Source organism: Pseudomonas sp. MS19 (assembly GCF_013277615.1).
GTDB classification, from domain to species: domain Bacteria; phylum Pseudomonadota; class Gammaproteobacteria; order Pseudomonadales; family Pseudomonadaceae; genus Aquipseudomonas; species Aquipseudomonas marincola.
This window is the reverse complement of sequence record NZ_VBTO01000025.1, coordinates 26,230-44,305: the sequence shown is the minus strand read 5'-3', so window position 1 is coordinate 44,305 and position 18,076 is coordinate 26,230. Positions and strand designations below refer to the sequence as shown.

Annotated in this window: 14 protein-coding genes; 7 read left to right on the top strand and 7 right to left on the bottom strand. The window is 57.4% G+C overall.

Annotation, left to right across the window (positions count from 1 at the left end; all coding sequences use genetic code 11):
• The first annotated feature begins 52 nt into the window (after positions 1–52).
• The 3 genes from FEZ62_RS20335 (at position 53) to FEZ62_RS20325 (ending at position 3,980) form a co-directional block, all read left to right on the top strand.
• Positions 53–817 carry a TOBE domain-containing protein gene (locus tag FEZ62_RS20335; RefSeq protein WP_172929609.1) on the top strand — a complete coding sequence of 255 codons (765 nt, stop codon included), beginning with the start codon at positions 53–55 and terminating at the stop codon, positions 815–817.
• A gap of 81 nt (positions 818–898) precedes the next feature.
• Positions 899–2,800 carry a PhoX family phosphatase gene (locus FEZ62_RS20330; RefSeq protein ID WP_172929608.1) on the top strand — a complete coding sequence of 634 codons (1,902 nt, stop codon included), beginning with the start codon at positions 899–901 and terminating at the stop codon, positions 2,798–2,800.
• Between the two features lie 205 nt (positions 2,801–3,005).
• Entirely contained in the window at positions 3,006–3,980 is a 975-nt protein-coding gene (locus FEZ62_RS20325; protein ID WP_172929607.1) for a serine/threonine protein kinase, read from the top strand.
• Positions 3,981–4,020: 40 nt separating this feature from the next.
• Here FEZ62_RS20325 and FEZ62_RS20320 read toward each other — a convergent pair whose 3' ends face one another.
• Entirely contained in the window at positions 4,021–4,998 is a 978-nt protein-coding gene (locus FEZ62_RS20320) for an SdiA-regulated domain-containing protein (RefSeq protein ID WP_172929606.1), read from the bottom strand.
• A 261-nt stretch (positions 4,999–5,259) separates the two neighbouring features.
• Between FEZ62_RS20320 and rarD the strand changes: the two genes are divergently transcribed.
• Positions 5,260–6,165 (top strand): EamA family transporter RarD, encoded by a 906-nt coding sequence (gene rarD / locus FEZ62_RS20315; protein WP_172929605.1) that lies wholly within the window; start codon positions 5,260–5,262, stop codon positions 6,163–6,165.
• 296 nt (positions 6,166–6,461) lie between these two features.
• Here rarD and FEZ62_RS20310 read toward each other — a convergent pair whose 3' ends face one another.
• A complete protein-coding gene (locus FEZ62_RS20310) occupies positions 6,462–6,980 on the bottom strand; it encodes an ACT domain-containing protein (protein ID WP_172929604.1) in 519 nt (172 codons plus the stop codon).
• 59 nt (positions 6,981–7,039) lie between these two features.
• A complete protein-coding gene (locus FEZ62_RS20305; protein ID WP_172929617.1) occupies positions 7,040–7,501 on the bottom strand; it encodes a GNAT family N-acetyltransferase in 462 nt (153 codons plus the stop codon).
• Between the two features lie 298 nt (positions 7,502–7,799).
• On the opposite strand from FEZ62_RS20305, the gene FEZ62_RS20300 reads away from it, so the two are divergent.
• The 3 genes from FEZ62_RS20300 (at position 7,800) to FEZ62_RS20290 (ending at position 12,767) form a co-directional block, all read left to right on the top strand.
• The gene (locus FEZ62_RS20300) at positions 7,800–9,977 is read left to right on the top strand and encodes a malate synthase G (protein WP_069898159.1); all 2,178 of its coding nucleotides are present in this window, start codon (positions 7,800–7,802) and stop codon (positions 9,975–9,977) included.
• A gap of 160 nt (positions 9,978–10,137) precedes the next feature.
• Positions 10,138–12,066 carry a putative nucleotidyltransferase substrate binding domain-containing protein gene (locus FEZ62_RS20295; RefSeq protein WP_172929603.1) on the top strand — a complete coding sequence of 643 codons (1,929 nt, stop codon included), beginning with the start codon at positions 10,138–10,140 and terminating at the stop codon, positions 12,064–12,066.
• On the top strand, positions 12,063–12,767 hold the full coding sequence (locus FEZ62_RS20290) for a 3'-5' exonuclease (RefSeq protein WP_172929602.1): 705 nt from the start codon (positions 12,063–12,065) through the stop codon (positions 12,765–12,767). The genes FEZ62_RS20295 and FEZ62_RS20290 overlap by 4 nt, the downstream gene beginning before the upstream one ends.
• 219 nt (positions 12,768–12,986) lie before the next feature.
• Here the strand turns inward: FEZ62_RS20290 and FEZ62_RS20285 are convergent, their stop codons facing one another.
• From FEZ62_RS20285 to yegQ, 4 genes are all read right to left on the bottom strand, one after another.
• A complete protein-coding gene (locus FEZ62_RS20285) occupies positions 12,987–14,174 on the bottom strand; it encodes a glycine betaine/L-proline ABC transporter ATP-binding protein (RefSeq protein WP_172929601.1) in 1,188 nt (395 codons plus the stop codon).
• Entirely contained in the window at positions 14,171–14,998 is an 828-nt protein-coding gene (locus FEZ62_RS20280; protein ID WP_079235525.1) for a proline/glycine betaine ABC transporter permease, read from the bottom strand. Before FEZ62_RS20280 ends, FEZ62_RS20285 begins: the two co-directional genes overlap by 4 nt.
• Before the next feature lie 112 nt (positions 14,999–15,110).
• Positions 15,111–16,106 carry an ABC transporter substrate-binding protein gene (locus FEZ62_RS20275; protein ID WP_172929600.1) on the bottom strand — a complete coding sequence of 332 codons (996 nt, stop codon included), beginning with the start codon at positions 16,104–16,106 and terminating at the stop codon, positions 15,111–15,113.
• Between the two features lie 517 nt (positions 16,107–16,623).
• A complete protein-coding gene (gene yegQ / locus FEZ62_RS20270; protein ID WP_069898165.1) occupies positions 16,624–17,937 on the bottom strand; it encodes a tRNA 5-hydroxyuridine modification protein YegQ in 1,314 nt (437 codons plus the stop codon).
• Positions 17,938–18,076: the final 139 nt, after the last annotated feature.

Below are 18,076 nucleotides of genomic sequence, written 5' to 3'. Positions count from 1 at the left end.
GCCAGCCTAAACGCCACTTTGCCCGACAACCGCCTCAGTCAACAGAATACCCATGTCTTTACCCAGCCTGCTCGCCCAGTACATCGTGCGCCGCCCACAGCGCATCGCCCTGCTCCAGCACATTGCCGAGCAAGGCTCGATCACGCGGGCAGCAAAAAGCGCCGGCCTGAGTTACAAGGCCGCGTGGGATGCGATTGACGAGTTGAACAACCTGGCCAACCAACCGCTGGTCGTGCGCAGCGTGGGTGGCAAAGGCGGTGGCGGCGCCAGATTGTCTGCCGAAGGCGAACGCGTGCTGCGTTTGTATCAGCGCCTGCAATTGCTGCAAAGCCAGATTCTCGAAGCCGCAGAAGATGCAGACGACCTCGATCTGCTCAGTCGCCTGATGCTGCGCACCAGCGCTCGCAACCAGTTGCATGGGCGAATCCGGCAAATCGACAGCCTTGGCCACAATGACCTGATTACGCTGGAACTCGCAGGCGGGCTGACGTTAACCGCGCAAATTACCCGCGACAGCACGCACACCCTTGAACTGCAACTGGGCGCGCCGGTATTGGCGCTGATCAAGGCCGGCTGGCTTGAACTGCACCCCGTCGATGCACCGGCAATACCGGGCAACAACAGCCTGACCGGGGAGGTCAGCGAGATCCTTGATGCCGAAGATGGCCCCACCGAAGTACGCATCCGCCTGAGTAATCAGCAGACCCTCTGCGCGCTGGCCCAGCACGATCACTTGCAAGCGCTGGCACTCAGAACAGGAAGCGCTGTGCAGGTGCAGTGCGCGCCGAGCAATGTTTTGTTGGGCACCCCGATTTAAGCGCCAATTGCGTAACACAACTGCAACAATAACTTCACACAGGGTCTCTATGGTGGCTGCACCACCGGCAAGGAGCCTGCCATGAAGCTGTTAGACGACCTGCAATCCAGCGACTTTGAAAACCTGACCCGACTCAGCCGCCGCCGCTTTATCGGGGCCGGTGCAGCCTGCGGCGCCGCGCTGTTCCTCAGCGGCAATCTGCTCAGCCGCAGCGTGATGGCAGCAACCACAACTGCCGGTTCCAGTGCGTTGCTCGGTTTTACCAATATTGCCGCGAGTACCGCCGATACCATCAGCTTGCCCGCTGGCTACACCTCGTCGGTATTGATCAGTTGGGGCCAGCCGCTGCAGAAGGATGGCCCGGCCTTTGACCCGCACGGCAAAAACACGGCGAGCGATCAGGAAGTACAGTTCGGTGACAGCAACGATGGCATGAGCCTGTTTGCCATGCCCGACGACGAGAATCGGGCACTGCTGGCGATCAATAACGAGGCCACGGACTACCGCTTCCTGTTCGCCCACGGCAAAGCGCCGCAGTCCGCGGAAGATGTGCGCAAGGCGCTGGCCAGTGAAGGTGTTTCGATCATTGAGGTCGAGCGCCGCGGCCAATCCTGGCAGTTCGTGCAGGGCTCGTCCTTCAATCGTCGCATCCACGGTAATACCCCGATCCGCGTAAGCGGCCCGGCGGCGGGTCACGACTGGTTGAAAACCGCAGCCGACAGCAGCGGTATCGAGGTGCTCGGCACATTCCAGAACTGCGCTAACGGTCAAACGCCGTGGGGCACCTACCTGACGTGCGAAGAGAACTTTACCGATTGCTTTGGCAGCAGCGATGCCCGGCAGGCGTTCACCCCGGCCCAGCAGCGCTATGGCGTAAGTGTTGAAAGCGAAGACATCAACTGGCATCAGCACAATGAGCGCTTCGATCTGGCGAAGCATCCCAATGAACTGAATCGTCACGGCTGGATTGTCGAGATCGACCCATTCGACCCGCAGTCTGTTCCGGTCAAGCGCACAGCACTCGGACGCTTCAAGCACGAGAACGCAGCCTTTGCCGAAACCAAGGACGGCCGCGCCGTGATTTACATGGGCGACGATGAACGTGGCGAGTTTATTTACAAGTTCATCAGCCGGGACAAGATCAACCGCAAGAACCCCAAAGCCAACAAAGACCTGCTGGATAACGGCAGCCTGTATGTCGCGCAATTTGATGCCGGAGACAACGACAAGAATCACCCGAAAGGTCATGGTAGCTGGGTCGAACTGCGCCACGGCAAGAACGGCCTCATCGCCGCCAACGGTTTTAACAGCCAGGCCGAGGTGCTGATCAATGCGCGCCTCGCTGCCAGCATCGTTAATGCCACGCGCATGGATCGCCCGGAGTGGATCGTGGTCAGCCCGACTGATGGCAAGGTTTACTGCACGCTGACCAACAACGCCAAGCGCGGCAATGAAGGCCAGCCAGTGGGCGGTCCGAATCCGCGGGCCAATAATATCTACGGCCAAATCCTGCGCTGGCGCGAAGCCAACGACGACCACGCCTCCACCGCACTGGTCTGGGACTTGTTCCTGATTGCCGGCAACCCGCAACAGCATGCAGGTTCGCCGCAGGCGGGCTCCGGCAATATCACGGCGCAGAACATGTTCAACAGCCCGGACGGCATGAGTTTCGATGCGGCGGGACGTTTGTGGATTCTCACCGATGGCGACAGCAGCAACAGCGGCGACTTTGCCGGCATGGGCAATAACCAGATGCTCTGCGCCGATCCGGCCAGCGGTGAAATCCGCCGGTTTATGGTCGGCCCGGTCGGCTGCGAGGTCACCGGAATCAGCTTCACTCCAGACCAACGCACGCTATTTGTCGGTATCCAGCATCCAGGCGAAAAAGGCACCTCGACCTTTCCGGACTACCAACCCAACGGCACACCCCGCTCCTCGGTGATCGCCATACGCCGCGAAGATGGCGGGATCATCGGCAGTTGAAAGTAGCACTAGCGCCACTGAGAAAGGTCGCGATTGAGCGGCGCAAACAGCAAGGACCAGCCGCTGCAAGTGGGCGTCCAGAGCCTGTTTGCAGGGCGCCAATATGTGCCGCAATACTTCTTCAGCGCTTGCGTAATACGCGCCACCCGCGCCTGCGTTACCATGGCCGCCTAATCGCAGCAGCCAGCTGCGCGAAGGAGCGGTCATGTCTCACCCATTTGCTGCACTTACACCCGATCTGGTACTGGATGCAGTTGAAAGCATCGGCTTTCTGAGCGATGCGCGCATCCTTGCGCTCAACAGTTATGAGAACCGGGTTTATCAAGTGGGTATTGAGGATGAGACGCCGCTGATCGCCAAGTTCTACCGGCCAGATCGCTGGACAGACGCAGCCATTCGCGAAGAGCACAGCTTCACCTTCGAGTTGGCGGAATGCGATGTGCCGGTGGTTGCGCCGCTGGCGATAAACGGTGAGACCCTGTTCGAGCATGCCGGTTATCGCTTCACCCTGTTCCCGCGTAGGGGTGGCCGCGCGCCAGAGCCGGGTAATCTCGATCAGCTTTACCGGCTAGGGCAATTGCTTGGGCGCATGCACGCCGTGGGTTCGACCAAACCTTTTGAGCACCGCGACACCTTGGCTGTCAGCAACTACGGTCACGCCTCACTGGCCACCTTGCTGGAAGGCAACTTCATACCCAAAAGCCTGCTGCCGGCCTATGAGTCGGTCGCGCGCGATTTGCTCAAACGTCTGGATGAACTGTTCGCCAACAATCCAGTAAACGCCATTCGGGTACACGGCGACTGTCACCCGGGTAACCTGCTGTGCCGTGACGACACCTTCCATATGGTCGACCTCGACGACTGCCGCACCGCACCCGCCGTGCAAGACCTGTGGATGATGCTGGCCGGTGAGCGCCATGAACGCCTCGGGCAACTCTCGGAACTCATGGACGGCTATCAGGAATTCCACGATTTCAATCCGCGCGAACTGCCGCTGATCGAAGGCCTGCGCGCACTCCGCCTGATGCATTACAGCGCTTGGCTGGCGCGGCGCTGGGATGATCCAGCGTTCCCGCACAGCTTTCCCTGGTTTGGCAGCGAGCGCTATTGGGGCGAGCAAATCCTGATGCTGCGTGAGCAAATGGCCGCGCTCAATGAAGAACCGCTGAAACTATTCTGAGCACAGGCCGCGCTTGCAAGCCCGTACACAGCCCCAGCGATTAATGCTGAGCGACTGTGACGGGCTTTTTGCTGAACGAATAAAACAGGTTCGGTTCGCTGATCACGTATAGATTGCCCAAGGTGTCCATCGTCACACCTTCGGCCTGCGGCACGCTTTCTTTGACATCGCTGAGGCCGCTCAAGAATGTGCGGCTGCTGACCAGGTCCCCGTCGCTATTCAATTCGAACAGCGCCTTGCTCTCATCGCTGAGTAGCAGCAAATGCCCGGTCACGGGATCAACATGCACCGCCGACAAGTCGGTCGAAAAAACGCTGCGGTCGAGCCACTCGCTCAAATCGCGAACCTCCAGTTGCAGATTGCCGGCAAGGGACTCACGCACGCCGGTGATTGCAAACAGCTGGCGCGGATCACGCTCCTTAACCGCATACAGGCGATCCTCAACCGCGTCGTAGGCAATGCCTTCCAAGCCTTTGTTTTCGGTGTCCGACTGATTAAGGCCCAAGGTCACGTTGCGCGCATTGTTGCGGTTAATCGGTCCAGGCGTCGCGGGCATCGTCAAAAAGCTGATGCTGTGGCTGCGCTCCTCGACAACGGCCACCAAGCCATCGCCCATATAGGTAATGTCTTCGGTGTCTTTGAAACCAATCAGTGGATAACTCGCCAGCACGTTGGAGGACTTATCCATCGCGACGATCTGCATCGGCCCGGAGTTGGTAATGGCCAGCAAACGGTTCTGATCGTAATCATAGGTAATGCCCGACAAGTCATCCGGAACGCCCGCCACCGGCAACGCCTGCAGATCAACGCGGTAATCGGGCAGCCAGATTGCGTTATCTATGCGTGTGCTGGCTTGCGCCATGTCGACCCAGTTGAAGTAGATACGCTCCTTTACCCGTAATACTGAAGCAGCCGTGAGCACCAACGCCGCTGCGCACACACCAGCCAGAGCGGCTTTACGTGGATGCAGCACGCACCAGGATTTGAGCTGACTAAAAATCGAAGTACTGCTTTTCAAAAGACCCGTCCCAACTCATTTAAAGCACCGAAGTACTCGGTAAAAAATCTGAATGTCACCCGCAAAAAAGATAGGAATCGCGAGTGCCGGTGCATTTTGCATGCACTCATATGACAACAATGCGAATAGGCGTTCCCCGATGTAAAAAAAGGCTTACGTTTTTGTGTGGCCGCGGGCCGACAATAAAGCTGAACAACCAGACAAAAAGTGCAGCGCAGACTAGAATTGGCACTTTCGTTAGCACCCTAAGCAAGGACTCTCATGGCCACCGCCAATCCGCAGCGCGGATATATTCTCGGCCTCACGGCATACACGATCTGGGGTTTATTCCCGCTGTACTTCAAGGCCATCGCCGAAGTGCCTGCACTCGAAATCATTGTCCACCGCGCTGTGTGGTCGGCAATTTTTGGTGCCCTGCTCTTGCTGGTGTGGAAACACCCCGGCTGGCTGCGCGAACTGCGCGCCAACCCCAAGCAGTTTGCGGTTCTAGCGCTGAGCGGCGTACTGATAGCCAGTAACTGGCTGGTGTACGTGTGGGCGGTCAATCATGGGCGCATGCTTGAGGCCAGCCTTGGCTATTACATCAACCCATTAATCAACGTTCTGCTGGGCATGCTGATTCTCGGTGAGCGCCTGCGCCGCTTGCAGTGGATTGCAGTTGGCCTTGCCGCGCTCGGGGTACTCCAGCAGTTGTGGCAGGTCGGCAGTATTCCGTGGGTATCGCTGGTACTGGCCCTGACATTCGGTTTCTACGGCCTCATCCGCAAGCAGGCGCCGGTTAAAGCGTTGCCTGGTCTGGTTGTTGAAACCTGGATACTGTTGCCGCTGGCGATTGGCTGGATCGTACTCAACCCCAGCGCGATGAGCAGCAACCCTGAATTCTGGACAACTTCCGAGGCGTTCTGGCTGATCGCCGCCGGGCCAATTACCTTGGTGCCGCTGGTGTGCTTCAACGCAGCGGCGCGGCATCTGCCCTACACCACACTGGGTTTCCTGCAATACCTGGCACCGACGCTGGTATTGCTGCAGGCCGTATTCCTGTTCGGCGAGACATTCGATTCGAGCAAACTGCTGGCCTTCATTTGTATCTGGGCCGGGTTGCTGATTTACAGCGTCGATGCGTGGCTCACACTGCGTCGCCGCCCGCCCATCGAACCGCAAGCCTGACCAGGACCATCGCCGCAATGCTGTGGCGACGGCTTAAATTCTGATCAAAAAACACTCAGGTCAATGCAACCCATAGCGCTCATGGCCTGCATCGACTCATCCCAAACTTATCCACAGAGGCATCCCCAGCCGTTGTGCACAAGCTGAAAAGGCCTGAGTGTTTTTTGATCAATCCTGACAAAACCTTGCAGCACTAAGAGCGCAAGCGGGTCTCCCCAGTTTATCCACAGGCCTACGCACGCAGAACTTGGATAGTTGTATGTAGCGCCATATACGCCGCTACACAAACCTCAGCACTAGCTTTCGGCGCGGATATTCAGCTCGACCATCAGATCATCCGCCAGGGTCTCCAGCTGGATTTTCAGCGCATCAAGGGTCAGCGACACAGGCACTGCCAGCATGGCTTCGGCGTGGAACAGCGGCTCACTGCTCATCGGCGCCGGCATAACATCGGTGATCAGGCTTTCGACGTTGACCCCAAGCTCGGTCAACAGACGGGTGATGTCGCGCACAATGCCTGGCCGGTCATTGCCGACCAAATCCAGCAGCACCGGCTTGGCCACACACGACGGCTCATCACCGCTCGGCGCCAGCAGAATACGAATGCCGTTAATGCTCAGCCCCTGCAGCGCCTCGACCAACTCGGCATGCGACTCGGCAGGCACGGCCACGCGCAGAATCCCGGCAAACTGGCCGGCCATGCGTGACATCCGGCTCTCAAGCCAGTTACCGCCGTGATCAGCGATGCACTGCGCAACACGCTCGACCAACCCCGGCTGATCCTGAGCAATTACCGTGACGACTAAATGTTCCATTGTGAGCCTCGCGTTTGTGGAGATAGACATAGGACCGCAAGTGTCTGCGCCCATTCAAACTAACTGTTTGCTCGCGCAGGCAAGCCTAGCCAATAGGTGTAGAAGGCATTGTCGCGGCAATAACCCAGGCGCTCATAAAGTGCTTGGCCTGCCGTGTTGTCCTTGGCTGTTTCAAGCTGCAAACCGCAGACACCCGTGCTTTCGCCGTAGTTGCGGGCAGCATTCATCAACCCCTCCCCAACTCCCTGACGGCGCGCATGGGGCGCGACATATAAGTCGCTGAGCAACAACGCAGGCGCCAGATGCAAGGATGCGAAGAACTTATAGAGCTGGACGAAACCGAGGGTTTTAGTGCTTACGTCGCGGGCGATGAAGATGATCGACTGACCTTGTAGCAATCTGTCATGCAAAAAATCGCTGACCTGCTGCGCGCTTTTCTCGACCCCATAGAAGTGCAGATAGGCTGAAAAAAGTGGGTTTAAATCATCCAGATCGCTAAGCTTCGCCTGCTCTATATGCATCGAGGAGCTCCTGTTCAGTTCCATCTCAGTATAGGTGGGCAAAGCAAGATCGACGAACGTATAGAATCTAGAAGCAATTAATCGTGTACCGTTTCCGCACTTTTATGAAACAATATTGACCTTCTTTGCACACACAACATTCCTTGCGTGACTAGAAATCGACTTTCGGTCGGAGTACGACGCGCTTGCGACTGATTTTCCCAAGATCTTGATGTAGTATGCCGCGCCGTGGACTACAAGACTGTTTCCGGCAGTCCGTCGTGGCTATTGAGTAAAGCTGAACAGAGTGAGGCAAGTGATGACTGAACACGTTCAAGTAGGTGGCCTGAAGGTTGCCAAAGTGCTGTTCGACTTCGTAAACAACGAAGCCATCCCCGGTACCGGCATTGCTGCCGACAAGTTCTGGGCAGGCGCTGAGGCTGTGATCAACGATCTGGCCCCAAAAAACCGCGCTCTGCTCGCCAAGCGCGACGCTATTCAAGCGCAAATCGACGGCTGGCATCAGGCTCGCGCCGGCCAGGCTCACGATGCAGTGGCCTACAAGGCTTTCCTGCAGGAAATCGGTTACTTGCTGCCTGAACCGGCCGAGTTCGCCGCGACCACCCAGAACGTCGACGAAGAAGTCGCGCGTCTGGCGGGTCCGCAACTTGTAGTGCCGGTCATGAACGCACGCTTCGCCCTGAACGCCTCGAACGCGCGCTGGGGTTCGCTCTACGATGCGCTGTACGGCACCGACGCGATCAGCGAAGAGAATGGCGCCGAAAAGGGCAAGGGCTACAACAAGGTTCGTGGCGACAAGGTTATTGCCTTCGCTCGCGCGTTTCTTGATCAGGCAGCGCCTTTGGCTGCAGGCTCGCACGTTGACTCGACCGGCTACCGCATTGAAGGCGGCAAGCTGATTGTCAGCCTCAAAGGCGGCAGCAACACCGGCCTGCAAGACGACGCACAGCTGATCGGTTTCCAGGGCGACGCAAGCGCTCCGGTAGCCGTGCTGCTCAAGCACAACGGCCTGCACTTCGAAATTCAGATCGACGCCAACACTCCGGTCGGCAGCACTGACGCCGCCGGCGTTAAAGACGTGCTGATGGAATCGGCGTTGACCACCATCATGGACTGCGAAGATTCGGTAGCCGCCGTAGATGCCGACGACAAAGTCGTGATCTATCGCAACTGGCTCGGCCTGATGAAGGGCGACCTGGCTGAAGAAGTCTCCAAAGGTGGCACCACCTTCACCCGCACCATGAACCCGGATCGCGTTTACACCCAGGTTGATGGCGGCGAACTGAGCCTGCATGGCCGTTCACTGCTGTTCGTGCGTAACGTTGGCCACTTGATGACCATCGACGCGATCATCGACAAAGACGGCTTTGAAGTGCCGGAAGGCATCATGGACGGTCTGCTGACCAGCCTGATCGCCATCCACAACCTCAACGGCAACACCAGCCGCCGTAACACCCGCACCGGTTCGATCTACATCGTTAAGCCGAAGATGCACGGCCCGGAAGAAGTCGCCTTCACCACCGAACTGTTCGGCCGTGTAGAGCAGGTGCTGAGCCTGCCGGTTAACACGCTGAAAGTCGGCATCATGGACGAAGAGCGCCGCACCACCGTCAACCTCAAGGCGTGCATCAAAGCGGCCAGCGAGCGCGTGGTGTTCATCAACACCGGCTTCCTCGACCGTACCGGTGACGAAATCCACACTTCGATGGAAGCTGGCGCCGTTGTGCGTAAAGCGGCCATGAAAGCCGAGAAGTGGATTGGCGCTTACGAAAACAACAACGTCGATGCCGGTTTGGCAACGGGCCTGCAAGGCCGTGCGCAAATCGGTAAAGGCATGTGGGCCATGCCTGACCTGATGGCCGCGATGCTTGAGCAGAAAATCGGCCACCCGATGTCCGGCGCCAACACCGCCTGGGTTCCATCGCCGACTGCTGCCACCTTGCACGCGCTGCACTACCACAAGGTTGACGTATTCGCCCGTCAGGAAGAACTCAAGAGCCGCACGCCTGCGTCGGTTGATGACATTCTGACCATCCCACTGGCCGCTGATACCAACTGGTCTGCCGAGGAAATCCAGAACGAACTGGACAACAACTCGCAGGGCATTCTGGGTTATGTAGTGCGCTGGATCGACGCGGGCGTCGGTTGCTCGAAAGTGCCGGACATCAGCGATGTCGGCCTGATGGAAGACCGCGCCACACTGCGTATTTCGAGCCAGTTGCTGGCTAACTGGCTGCGCCACGGCATTGCCACCGAAGAGCAGATTGTCGCCAGCCTCAAGCGCATGGCGCCGGTGGTTGACCGTCAGAACGCTAACGATCCGACCTACCGCCCACTGGCACCGGACTTCGACAGCAACATCGCCTTCCAGGCTGCGCTGGAATTGGTCGTCGAAGGTGCCAAGCAGCCAAACGGCTACACCGAGCCGGTTCTGCACCGTCGTCGTCGTGAGTTCAAGGCTGCCAACGGCCTGTAACTCGCCTTTGACGTGAACCGCTGAAGAAAACGGCCGCCCTCCGGGGCGGTCTTTTTTGCCTGCGATTCAGCCCGGCCGCCTAGACTTACGTCCAATGGGCGCTAGTCGCCTGCCAACGCACACTGGCTAAAAAATACAGGTTAATAACCAGGGCCCGGCTATGGCTGACAACACCTTTACTGAAACCGGCAAGAGCGCGGTGCTGCAAAACATTCAAGGCACTATGGCCTTCCTGCAGCAATTCCCGCCATTCAACCAGATGGACATGGCGCATCTGGCCTATCTGGTTGAGCACTGTCAGCTGCGCTTTTATGCACAGGGCGAAACCATCCTCAATCCGGAAGATGGCCCGGTCGAGTTCTTCTATATCGTCAAACAGGGTCGTGTAGTGGGCGAACGCCCGCACGCAGGCAAGCAACCTGAACAGAGCACCTTCGAGATATCCACAGGCGAATGCTTCCCGCTGGCCGCATTGATCGGTGAACGCGCCACGCGCACGCGGCACTTGGCAGGCGAAGACAGCTTCTGCCTGTTGCTGGATAAGCCGGCATTCCGCAAGTTGTTCAGCGTTTCTGAGCAATTGCGCAATTTTGCCCTGCGCGGGGTCAGCAGCCTGCTCGATCAGGTTAATCAGCAGGTGCAGTTACGCGCGGCAGAAAGCCTTGGCGAGCAATATTCGCTGAATACCCCGCTCAGCGAACTGGCCATGCGCACAGCCGTAACCTGCACAGCTGAGTGCAGCCTGCGCGATGCGGTCCGGCAGATGCACGAGCAGCACGTCGGCAGCATTGTGGTAGTCGACAGCGCACAGCATCCACTGGGCATTTTTACCCTGCGCGATCTGCGCCGGGTAATCGCCGACAACGAATCCCTCGATCAGTCGATCGAACTGCTGATGACGCCCAATCCCTTTGCACTGCCGCCCTCAGCCAGCGCGTTTGACGCCGCCATTGCCATGGCCGAACGGCACATCGCCCACGTTTGCCTGATCACGGACCAGCAACTCTGTGGCGTGGTTTCGGAGCGCGATCTGTTTTCATTACAGCGGGTCGATCTGGTGCATCTGGCGCGCACACTGCGCACGGCCAGCAAGCTTGAAACCCTGATTGCCCTGCGCAGCGACATCAATCTGCTGGTCGACCGCATGTTGGCGCATGGCGCCAGTTCGACGCAAATTACCCACATCATTACCCTGCTCAACGACCAGACCGTATGCCGGGTGATTGAACTGACCATTGCCGATCTCGGCGATCCGGGTGTGCAATTCACATGGCTGTGCTTTGGCAGTGAAGGTCGCCGCGAACAAACCCTGCTCACCGATCAGGACAACGGCATCGTATTCACCGCCGACTCTGATGCCGCCGCCGAAAGCATCCGCCAAAAACTCCTGCCGCTGGCACAGGAAATCAATCAACGCCTGGCCCGCTGTGGCTTCACCCTGTGTACCGGCAACATCATGGCCGGCAACCCTGAGCTGTGCCTGTCGCAACAACAGTGGAGTCAGCGCTTTGATAGTTTCATCGCCACCACCACGCCCGAGCACCTGCTGCGCTCAAGCATCTATTTTGATTTGCGCGCGGTCTGGGGCCCTGCAAAAGGCGTCAAGCAACTGCGCGAAGAGTTACTCGCCAAGATTGCCCAGAACACCCTGTTTCAACGCATGATGGCCGAAAACGCTTTGCGTCACCGACCACCGCTGGGGCTGATCCGTGATTTCGTCGTGGCGCGCAAAGGCGTCGAAAAGGACACCCTCGACCTCAAGATCCAGGGCCTTACGCCGTTTGTCGATGGCGCCCGGCTACTGGCGCTGGCCAATGGCGTAAGCGCCTGTAACACCCTTGAGCGCCTGCGCGCGCTGACTCGCAAAGGCGTTATTGATGAGCTAGACGGCGCGGCGTATGAAGAGGCCTATCACTTCATCCAGCAAACCCGCATGCAGCAACACCAACTGCAAGCCAAACAAAACCTGCCCTACTCCAACCGCCTTGATCCAGACACCCTCAACCATCTGGACCGGCGCATCCTGCGTGAATCATTCCGCCAGGCTCAGCGCCTGCAAAGCAGCCTCGCACAACGCTACCAACTATGAATGCTTTAACCTGGCTTACTGGCGCAAAACCCTCACTCGACGCTGAGCAACAGGCGCGCGTGGACGCGCTTGGCAAACCCGCCGCGCTCGATAAAACACCACTGGCCGAGCAACGCATTGTGGTGCTCGATCTGGAAACCTCGGGGCTTGATACCCGCCGCGATCAGGTCTTGTCGATCGGCGCGGTGGTGATCAATCAGGGCGCAATTGTGCTCGGCGAGCAATTCGAATGCGTGGTCCAGCGCCATGACCTGAAGATCAACGCGAGCATTCTCATCCACGGCCTGCGACCATTCGATATCGCCGCCGGAATTGATCCGAGTGAAGCGCTGTTGAGTTTTATGGAGTTCCTTGGCGACAGCCCGCTGCTGGCCTTTCATGCAAACTTCGATAAGCGCATGCTCGGCCGCGCCCTCAAGCAAACGCTGGGGATCAAGTTACGCCACCCATTTCTTGATGTCGCCGAAATGGCGCCACTGCTGTGTCCAGACAATGCGCCCCGCCGGGGCAGTCTTGAGGCGTGGGCCGAGCAATTCGGCTTGCAGGTGCATCAGCGTCATCACGCCAGTGCCGACGCAATGGTGACGGCCGAGCTGGCGCTGATCATGTTCAGCAAGGCGCGCCAGAACGGGCTGGACAGCCTGCACCAGTTGACTGGGGCGCTTGAGGGTTATCGTCGACGTAAGCAGTTTCATCCGTGAAGCCGACACACAATTCGGCCTGAGGTGGAGGCACAGGCTTAGTTGCAGGGGTGAGGTGTAGATCGCTTTGACGGATTGCCCCGCAGGGGCTATCCATCCTCCGGGTTAAATGGGGTGAATGAGTGAAGGTGACGGACGATTTATTCACGGCCTTCGCCCACAAAAAAACGCCTGAGCGATTAAGCATCAGGCGTTATTTATTCATTGCAGGTCAGCGGATCATTGCGACTCTTCTGGCGTCGGGCTGACCAGTTCGCTGACTTTGCTGCGTGACAGCCAGCCAACAAACTCACCGTTTTCACCGGTTACGGCTAACGGCTGCTGTTCGCGGAGCATGTGCCCGAGCACCTCATCGAGCCCGGTATCGGCGGGCACCGAGGTAACGTCATCAAGGTAGTTGGCAATGTCTCGCGCGCCATCCGCCTGAGCCTTCTGCACCGAGGCGACAGTGATCACTCCGCGCAGCGCCTTGCCATCCAGAACCGGCGCATAATCACGCGCTTTTTCTTGGAGCAGTTGCAGCGCCTTGGCCGGCTGAGTGCGCGTGGTCAGGGTCAGTGAACCCCGGCTGAGCGCGTGCGATGCTGTCAGCACCTTGCCGCGATTAACGTCTTGCAGGAATGACTGCACGTAATCGTTGGCCGGGTGCAGCAGAATGTCTTCCGGCGTGCCTTCCTGAACCAGCTCGCCATCCTTAAGAATCGCGATCCGGTTGCCCAGACGTAACGCCTCATCCAGGTCGTGCGTAATAAACACGATGGTCTTGTTGAGCTTGGCTTGCAGCGCCAGTAACTGATCCTGCATTTCGCGGCGAATCAGTGGATCGAGCGCCGAGAAGGCCTCGTCCATCAGCAGAATTTCAGCATCTGTAGCCAACGCACGCGCCAAGCCGACACGCTGCTGCATGCCGCCCGACAACTGATGCGGGAACTGCTGCTCAAAACCTGCGAGACCGACTTGTTCAAGCCAGTGCGTGGCTTTCTCTTCGCGCTCCTTGCGGCCCATGCCCTGAATCTTCAGGCCATATGCGGCGTTGTCGAGCACGCTGTGGTGCGGCAACAATCCGAAGCGCTGGAACACCATGCTCATGGTTTGCTGGCGGAACGTCTCCAGGTCACGCGTACCCAGCTCCATGACATTCTGGCCATCGACCAGAATCTCGCCGGCAGTCGGTTCGATCAGGCGATTGAAGTGGCGAATCAGCGTTGACTTGCCCGAACCGGACAAGCCCATGATCACGAAGATGCTGCCAGCTTCAATGCTCAGACTGATGTCGCGCAAGCCAATGGTATGGCCGTTATCGGCAAGCATCTGCTCTTTGCTCATGCCAGCCTTGGCTTGTTCGAGGTACTTCTCGGGGTCATCACCAAACAATTTGTAGATGCCACGAATTTCAATCTTGCTCATGAGTTCCCCCCCGCCGTCTGGCGCTTGCCGTAGGCCTGGGTGATGCGGTCAAAAATAATTGCCAACACCACAATCGCAGTACCCGCCAGCAGGCCGCGTCCGACTTCAAGCCGGTTAATCCCGAGCAGAACTTCCTGACCCAGACCACGCGCACCAATCATCGAGGCAATCACCACCATCGACAACGCCATCATGGTTGTCTGGTTAATGCCAGCCATGATGTTGGGCAGCGCCAGCGGCAGCTGCACACCAAACAGTTGCTGGCGAGGGTTGGCACCAAAGGCACGCGATGCCTCAAGTACGTCCTGATCGACCAGTCGAATGCCCAGATCCGTGAGGCGGATCAGTGGCGGTACTGCATAAATAACCGTGGCGATAATCGCCGGGATCTTGCCCAGACCAAAGAGCATGACCACTGGAATCAAATAAACAAAGCCGGGCATGGTCTGCATCACATCCAGTACCGGCAGCATAATCCGCCGTAACCAACTGAAGCGCGACATCATGATGCCCACAGGAATACCAATAATTACAGAAATGGCCGTCGACATGATCATCAACGCCAGGGTTTGCATGCCCTGATCCCACAGACCGAGCAGGCCCACCACACACAACATCAGCGCCATACCCAGCGCCATCAAAATCCGCCGGCTTGCGAGCCAGGCAATAACTCCAACCGCGATAACCACGCTCCACCAGGGAGCGGTACGCAGCAGTTGTTCAATCCATACCAGCATGTGCAGGAACGGCGCCGAGATGGTTTCCAGCACATCGGCATAGTTAGTCACCAGACCTTCGACAAACTGGTCGATGGAGTGACGCATGCCGCGGGCATCAAACACTTGAGGAAAATTATCAGACATAAGCACGTTCTCTAGTTCAATCCAACTGCTGCGGCCTAAGCCGCAGCAGTGCTCAACCTACTTGCACCAGCGCTTAGAGCGCTGCTTTGACACTGGCAGCTACGTCTTCCGGCAGCCACTTGCTCCAGGCATCCGGGTGCTGTTTCATGTAATGCATAGCGGCTTCATCGCTTTCGGCGCCGTTCTCATTCGCCCAAGCCATAACGGCGTTGAGGTCATCCGGCTTGACCGAAACCTTGGACAGAAACTCGACCAGCTTCGGCGCCTTGGCCTTGAACTCGTTGTTCACGGCGGTCAGCACTTCGGTCTGCGGGTAGTCGCTGGCGACAGGCTTCACGCAGTCAGGATCGGTGATGCACAGGTAGTTGGTTTCGTTGTACTCAGGCATCTCAAGACGCACTAGGTCCATCTCGCCGACCATTGGCGTTGGCACCCAGTAATAAAACACGATGTCACGCTTACGCTTCACTGCCGAAGTAATTGCAGCGCGCTGTGCAGCCGCGGTGCCTGGCGAGTAGTAGCTGTAGGTTTCACCCATGTTCAGTGCTTTGAAAATGTTGTGCGAGCTGACATCACAGCCCCAGCCTGCCGGGCAACCATAGAAGCGGCCTTTGCCCGGCTCTTCCGGATCAGCAAACTTGTCGCTGTACTTCGGCAGGTCGGTTACCGACTTCAGCTCAGGATATTTGGCGGCGGTGTAGGCCGGGATATACCAGGACTCCTGACCGACAAATGCCGTACCAATCGAGGAAACCTTGCCGCTCTTCTCGGCCTTTTTCCATGCATCGGCGATGCTGTTTTTCCAGGTTTCAGAGATAACGTCGACATCACCGCGCTGAAGACCTGCAAGGATCGACAATGAACCACCCGGTTGGACTTGGCTTTTGCAGCCATAGCCGTGCTCGAGAATGAAGCGTTCTACCTCGACCATGAGCATGTTGGATTCCCAGGCCATGCCACCAAAATTAACAGGACGGTCGATTTCACATTGTGGGGCAGCAAAGCTTTGCATCGAAGCAGCAGATACGCCCAGGGCCAGACAGCCGGCCAACTTAATTGACAGTTTCATTGTTATCTCCAGTCATTTTTTGCTTGCTAAAAACTAAGCAAGAGAGCCGCCGAGGCGGAACGAAGGTTGCGGCGCAGGCCACAACGCAAAAGCAGGTGACCAAGAGGTGGACACCCAAAAAGGAAGGAAAAAGCGTAAATCCATTGAAAAGCATCAGCGCATCCTAACGCAAATATACTTTCAGCTCAAACTAATCAAAAATCATCAAATCAATCTTTCACATTGAAATAAGCATAAATATGCAATTTATCAAGCAGCATTCAAAAAATATGGTTTCAACTGATAGCATAAACCCAGCACCGCACAAACTCCTCACGCGCCTGCCTGCAAAGCCCTGAGACACTGACAAGCGAATACCGCCGCGCTTGAGCCGCGGACGATGATTGATCCATGGGTGTGGGTTTGCAGCAGAAGGGAAATAGCAGAGCAGCAGAATATGTGTCGGTCTCGCGCCGTGGTTTAAATCCACAAGCGCGACCGACTCATTGGGCGGCTGCGATAACGCGTACAGCGTTGATCAGAGATCGCGCATCAGCAGCGCGTATTCCAGCTCAATTGCTTCGGGTACCGGCAGATACATGACGTGGCCATCACCCGGCGCAACCTCAACGGGTTCGCCGCGCTTGTTGTGCAGCAACTCCAGAATAAAATGCATGTTGCCCCTGGGCGTCATCAGCTCCAGCGAGTCGCCCACGGCAAAACGGTTCTTGACCAACACCTCAGCCAAACCGTTAACCCGCTTGCCGGTGAGTTCACCGACAAACTGCTGGCGCTCCGACACCGAGGAGCCGCGTTCATAGTTCTGGTATTCGTCATGCACATGGCGGCGCAGGAAGCCCTCGGTATAGCCGCGGTGCGCGAGTGATTCCAGGGTGTCCATCAACGACTTGTCGAATGGCCGGCCCGCTTGCGCATCGTCTATCGCCTTGCGGTAAACCTGCGCAGTACGGGCGCAATAGTAGTGCGACTTGGTGCGACCCTCGATTTTCAGCGAATGCACACCCATCTGCACCAACTGTTCGACATGCTGCACGGCGCGCAGATCACGCGAGTTCATGATGTAAGTGCCGTGCTCATCCTCGAATGCGGTCATCTGTTCTTGCGGTCGGCTGCTCTCGTTAAGCACGAATACCTGATCAGTAGGCGCGCCGTCACCAAGCGTTGGCTCAACCACTTTGACTATATTGCCCAGCTCATCTTCCTTGCCCGGCTCAGCCTGATACTTCCAGCGGCAGGCATTGGTGCAGGCGCCCTGATTGGGATCGCGCTTGTTCATGTAACCAGAGAGCAGGCAGCGTCCGGAATAGGCCATGCACAAGGCCCCGTGGACAAACACCTCAAGCTCCATGTCGGGTACTTGCTGGCGAATTTCGCGGATTTCTTCCAGCGACAGCTCTCGCGAAAGAATCACCCGCGCCAAGCCCATCTGCTGCCAGAACTTCACACTCGCCCAGTTCACGGCGTTGGCCTGCACCGACAAATGAATCGGCATTTGAGGAAAATGCTCACGCACCAGCATGATCAAACCCGGATCAGACATGATCAGTGCATCCGGCCCCATCTCGATTACCGGCTGCAGATCCTTGAGAAAGGTTTTCAGCTTGGCGTTATGCGGGGCGATATTGACCACTACATAGAACTGCTTGCCTTGGGCGTGTGCCTCATTGATGCCAAGGGCCAGATTGGCGTGATCAAACTCGTTATTACGCACCCGCAAGCTATAGCGCGGCTGGCCTGCATACACAGCATCGGCGCCATAGGCAAAGGCGTAACGCATGTTTTTCAGGCTGCCAGCGGGCGCCAGCAATTCGGTGATTTGAGCAACAGTCATGGCAAGGCACACATAAAAAAATCAGCCGCAAAGCTTATGTACTAAACAACTCAGGCGTATTGATCTGCATCTATGAATGCATGCGCGAAATAAGCCTGAAGCACTGCCTGCGGCGTATAACCGGGCACAAATGACGCCA